At 36.1% G+C, this 4,882-nt stretch carries 2 protein-coding genes; one reads left to right on the top strand and one right to left on the bottom strand.

All coding sequences use genetic code 11. The annotated features are described in order from the left end of the window. Positions 1-242 precede the first annotated feature (242 nt). Positions 243-1,559 (bottom strand): aminopeptidase P family protein, encoded by a 1,317-nt coding sequence (locus tag HKP48_RS07485; protein ID WP_296344428.1) that lies wholly within the window; start codon positions 1,557-1,559, stop codon positions 243-245. Between the two features lie 178 nt (positions 1,560-1,737). On the opposite strand from HKP48_RS07485, the gene HKP48_RS07480 reads away from it, so the two are divergent. Further along, positions 1,738-4,584 (top strand): glycosyl hydrolase, encoded by a 2,847-nt coding sequence (locus HKP48_RS07480; RefSeq protein ID WP_296344426.1) that lies wholly within the window; start codon positions 1,738-1,740, stop codon positions 4,582-4,584. Positions 4,585-4,882 lie beyond the last annotated feature (298 nt).

Raw genomic sequence — 4,882 nt, 5'->3', positions numbered from 1 at the left:
ATGGTTATAATTTCTTGGTCAGTTAACTTTGGCTTATTATTATTACTGAATCTCTCACACTCAAATTGTAAATGTGTTTCAAATTTTTCACAGACATAATCATAAATTTTTACTAACTTGTAATCCTCGTTATTGCTATTTGTATCCAAAATAATCTTGTTGAAATCGACTATTAAGATACTGAAAATCAATAACTTAAACAAGTTTAAGACGTTGTTTTTCAATGAATTAAGCTTGTTTTTTTATCTATTTACCAACCCTTGATTTGCATTATTCATAATATCTTCTATTTCTTCAGCTTCAATTGGAATGTTTCGCATTAAATTGAAAGGTTCTCCGCTTTCTTGAATCACTACATCATCTTCTAAACGAATACCAAAACCTTCGTCAGGGATATAAATTCCGGGTTCAACGGTAAATACCATGTTGGCTGTCATAGGTTCGTGGAGTAAACCGTAATCATGCGTATCTAAACCAATGTGATGAGATGTACCGTGCATAAAGTATTTTTTATACGCTGGCCAGTCTGGGTTTTCGTTTTGAATATCGGCTTTATCAAGTAAGCCCAAGCCTAAAAGTTCGGAGGTCATGAGTTTTCCAACTTCAACGTGGTAGTCTTCCCAAAGTGTTCCTGGAACGAGGAGTTTTGTAGCATCGTTTTTAACACGATTCACTGCATTGTAAACGTCCTTTTGTCTAGCCGTAAACGTCCCTGAAACTGGAATAGTACGACTCATATCACTGGAGTAATTGGCGTATTCTGCACCAACGTCTAACAGAATTAAATCACCAGTTTTGCATTGCTGATTGTTCTCGATATAATGCAATACATTGGCGTTATTTCCTGAGGCAATTATTGGTGTGTAAGCAAAGCCTTTAGAGCGATTATTTAAAAATTCGTGCATAAATTCGGCTTCCAAGTTATATTCCCAAACGCCAGGTTTTGTAAATTTTAGAATACGACGAAAGCCTTTTTCAGTAATATCGCAAGCCTGTTGCATCAAGTCTAATTCTAATTGGTCTTTTACAGAGCGTAAACGCTGTAAAATAGGATTGCTTTTCGCAACATTATGTGCAGAATATTTTTCTGTTAGCCATTTGGTAAAACGATCTTCGCGAGTTTCTGTTTCTACATTAGCACGGTAATGCTCGTTGGTATTTATGTAAACCGTATCGCATTGCGTCATGAGTTCAAACATCACTTTTTCCAAATCTTGAAGCCAATATACTGTTTTTACACCCGAGGTTTCAAAAGCTTTTTCTTTGGTCAATTTTTCGCCTTCCCAAACGGCAATGTGCTCATTGGTTTCTTTTAAGAATAAAACCTCACGATGTTTTGCTTTTGGAGCATCTGGAAAAAGCACCAAAATACTTTCCTCTTGGTCTACGCCACTTAAATAAAAGATATCTCTGTGTTGTGCAAAAGGCAACGTGCTGTCTGCGCTTACCGGATAAATGTCGTTAGAGTTAAAAACGGCTAAACTACTTGGCTTCATCTGTGCCATAAAGTTTTTACGGTTTTTTATAAAGAGGTTGCGGTCAATTAAATCGTATTTCATGGTTATTTGTTTTAAGTATAAAACTGAGCTATAGCTGCTAGTAATTTTAGTAGGAATTCAAAAATAAGCAAACCAAAACGCAAGCCCAAGAAGTTTACATAATCTGTTAAACTTTTATTAGCAATTTTGAAGCGGAAAAGAGATTAGTTAATTTCATGCCACTTAAAAAACAACCACCATGAACTATTCAAAATTACTTTCATTTTTATTTTTCACAGTTTCAGTTATAGGGTTTTCGCAACAACCCGCGACATCTGCAGATGAGGTGAAGCAAGCTTTGGAGCAAAAACGACAACTAGCAGAAAATTCTCTAGTAAAAAATGTGCCTTTCAAAAATATAGGACCAACAATTATGAGTGGTCGTGTGGTCGATGTGGATGTCAATCCGGATATGCCTTCAGAATTTTATGTGGGTTATGCGTCTGGAGGTGTTTGGCACACAAAAAATAATGGGACCACTTTTACGCCTATTCTCGATTCTTCAGACACTCAAAACGTTGGTGATATTGCTGTGCATTGGCCAACCCAAACAATATACGTTGGTACAGGTGAAAACAATGCCTCACGAAGTAGTTATGCAGGTATCGGGATTTTAAAATCTACAGACAACGGAAAATCTTGGGACAATTTAGGATTGATGGATGCGCATCATTTTGCACCAATTTTAATTCATCCAGAAAATCCAGATGTTGTGATTGTCGGAGCAACAGGGCATTTATACTCTCCAAATTCTGAACGTGGTATCTATAAAACAACCGATGGAGGAAAAACTTGGAAACAGACATTGTTTGTTGACAACATGAGTGGAATTATTGACTTACAGCAAAACCCAAATAATTACGATGTCATGTTTGCAACGTCTTGGACCAAAGATCGTAAGGCATGGAATTTTGAAGGCGCAGGAGCCAATTCCGCTATTTATAAAAGTACAGATGCTGGTAACACTTGGGTAAAGGTTTCAAGCGAAGCTAGCGGTTTCCCAACGGGCGAAGGTGTTGGACGAATTGGTGTCGCTGTTTTTAACGACAATGTAGTTTATGCAGTACATGATAGCCAATTTAGACGTCCTGACAATTCAACAAAAAATTCAGATAGAAAAAGTTTATCTAAAGACGATTTTAAAAAAATGTCTAATGCTGAATTCTTAGCACTCGACGATAAAAAACTAAATACCTTTTTGAAGACTAATGGTTTTCAAGAAAAATACCGTGCTGAAAATGTAAAGCAAATGGTACGAAGCGGAAACGTAAAACCAATTGATTTGGCAAAATATCTTGAAGACGCTAATTCTATGTTGTTTGACACGCCAGTGGTTGGTGCTGAGGTTTATAAAAGTATAGATGGCGGAAAAACATGGAAGAAAACACATGACGATTATCTAGATGGTATCTACTTTAGTTACGGGTATTATTTTGGGCATATCCACGTATCACCTGCTGATGAAAATGATATTTATATTTATGGTGTACCCATTGTAAAATCTAAAGATGGCGGAAAGACTTTTAAATCCATTAGCGCAGAAAATGTGCATGCGGATCATCATGCACTTTGGATAAATCCTAAAAACCCAAACCATTTGGTTAATGGAAATGATGGTGGTGTTAATATTACTTATGATGACGGCGAAAATTGGATAAAAAACAATTCACCTTCTGTCGGGCAGTTTTATGCGATAAATGTTGATAACGAAAAACCATATAATGTTTACGGTGGATTACAAGATAATGGTGTCTGGAAAGGAGCAAATAATGCCAGAGAAGATAAAGGTTGGCACCAGCGTGGGCAATATCCTTGGGAATCCATTATGGGTGGTGATGGTATGCAAATTCAGATAGATAATCGTGATGTTAACATAGTTTATACAGGATTTCAATTTGGGAATTATTACCGTTTAAATTTAGAAACAGGAGCTCGAAAATACGTACAGCCAAAGCATATTCTAGGCGAAAACCCATACCGATTTAATTGGCAAACGCCGATTTTATTATCACCACACAATCAAGATATCTTGTATCTCGGTGGAAATAAACTTATGCGAAGTATGAATCAAGGCGATGATTGGGAAGCTATTAGTGGAGATTTAACTAACGGTGGTAAAAAAGGAAATGTAGCTTACGGGACATTAGCTTCAATTAGTGAAAGCCCTTTTAAATTTGGGTTAATTTACACAGGTAGTGATGATGGTTTGGTATACGTCACTAAAGATGCTGGTGGAAGTTGGACAAATATTTCATCTTCATTTCCAAAAGATTTATGGGTTAGTCGCGTTGTAGCTTCACAGCATAAAAAAGAGCGTGTTTATGTGACTTTAAATGGTTACCGTTGGGACGATTTCAACGTGTATGTTTATATGAGTGATAATTACGGACAAACATGGGAAGACATTTCGGGGAATATACCCGCGTCTCCAGTAAATGTGATTCGTGAAGATTCTGAAAACGAAAATATCCTGTATTTAGGAACAGATAATGGTGCTTATGTGTCTTTTGACCAAGGTAAAAATTGGGAGGTGTTTTCAAATGGTGTTCCTAATGTTGCCATTCATGATATTGTTATTCAACCTGAAGCTCAGGACTTATTATTAGGAACCCACGGACGAAGTATTTATAAGGCAAATATCGCGCCACTTCAAATGATGGATGCTGATATGAAATCCAAAGCGGTAACACTCTTTGATATCAATTCTATAAGACATTCTAGCCGTTGGGGAAGTTCTTGGAGCAAATGGTTAGAGGCGTATGAGCCAGAAACTACGATTCAATTTTTTAGCAATTCTTCAGGAGCAAAAACCATTAAAGTTTTATCCGAAAATGGCTCAACATTAAACGAAATTAAAGTTGATACAAACAAAGGTTATAACTACATCGATTACAATTTAGAGTTATCAAAAAAAGGAAGGAAAGCGTTACTAAAAGAAAATAAAGGCATCGATATCAATGAAGCTAGTAACGGAAAATATTATTTACCAAAAGGCGTTTACACTATTGAAATAGATGGTGCTAAAACCGAAATGAAAATCAAATAATTGACATTTCTTTTGTATTTATTTCACATTATTTGAAGTTATAAGTCGTAGTTTCGAATTATAATATTGCAATTTTGTATATCCCCTAACTATCATAAGCTAAAAATAAACCTGATTTTCTGTATTTTCGAGCGTGGTCACAGAGCGTGGTCACAGAGTGTAGTCGAAGTGCAGTCGAGAAACCGTAAGGTTCAGCGTAGCTAAATATAAGCACTTGATTTTAATACATTTCGACTTTAGTTTATGCTGAGCACAGTCGAAGTACTCAATGCTATAGATTAAATTAAAATCAATTTAT

Origin of the sequence: Winogradskyella sp. (genome assembly GCF_013042245.1) — a bacterium.
Classification (GTDB): Bacteria; Bacteroidota; Bacteroidia; order Flavobacteriales; family Flavobacteriaceae; genus Winogradskyella.
The sequence above is the reverse complement of the archived record's forward strand: the minus strand, read 5'-3'. Positions and strand labels throughout refer to the sequence as shown.

Bases quoted from the DNA above. Each gene is read 5' to 3' on its own strand.
- HKP48_RS07485 (WP_296344428.1), bottom strand. From the start codon at position 1,559: ATGAAATACGATTTAATTGACCGCAACCTCTTTATAAAAAACCGTAAA.
- HKP48_RS07480 (WP_296344426.1), top strand. From the start codon at position 1,738: ATGAACTATTCAAAATTACTTTCATTTTTATTTTTCACAGTTTCAGTT.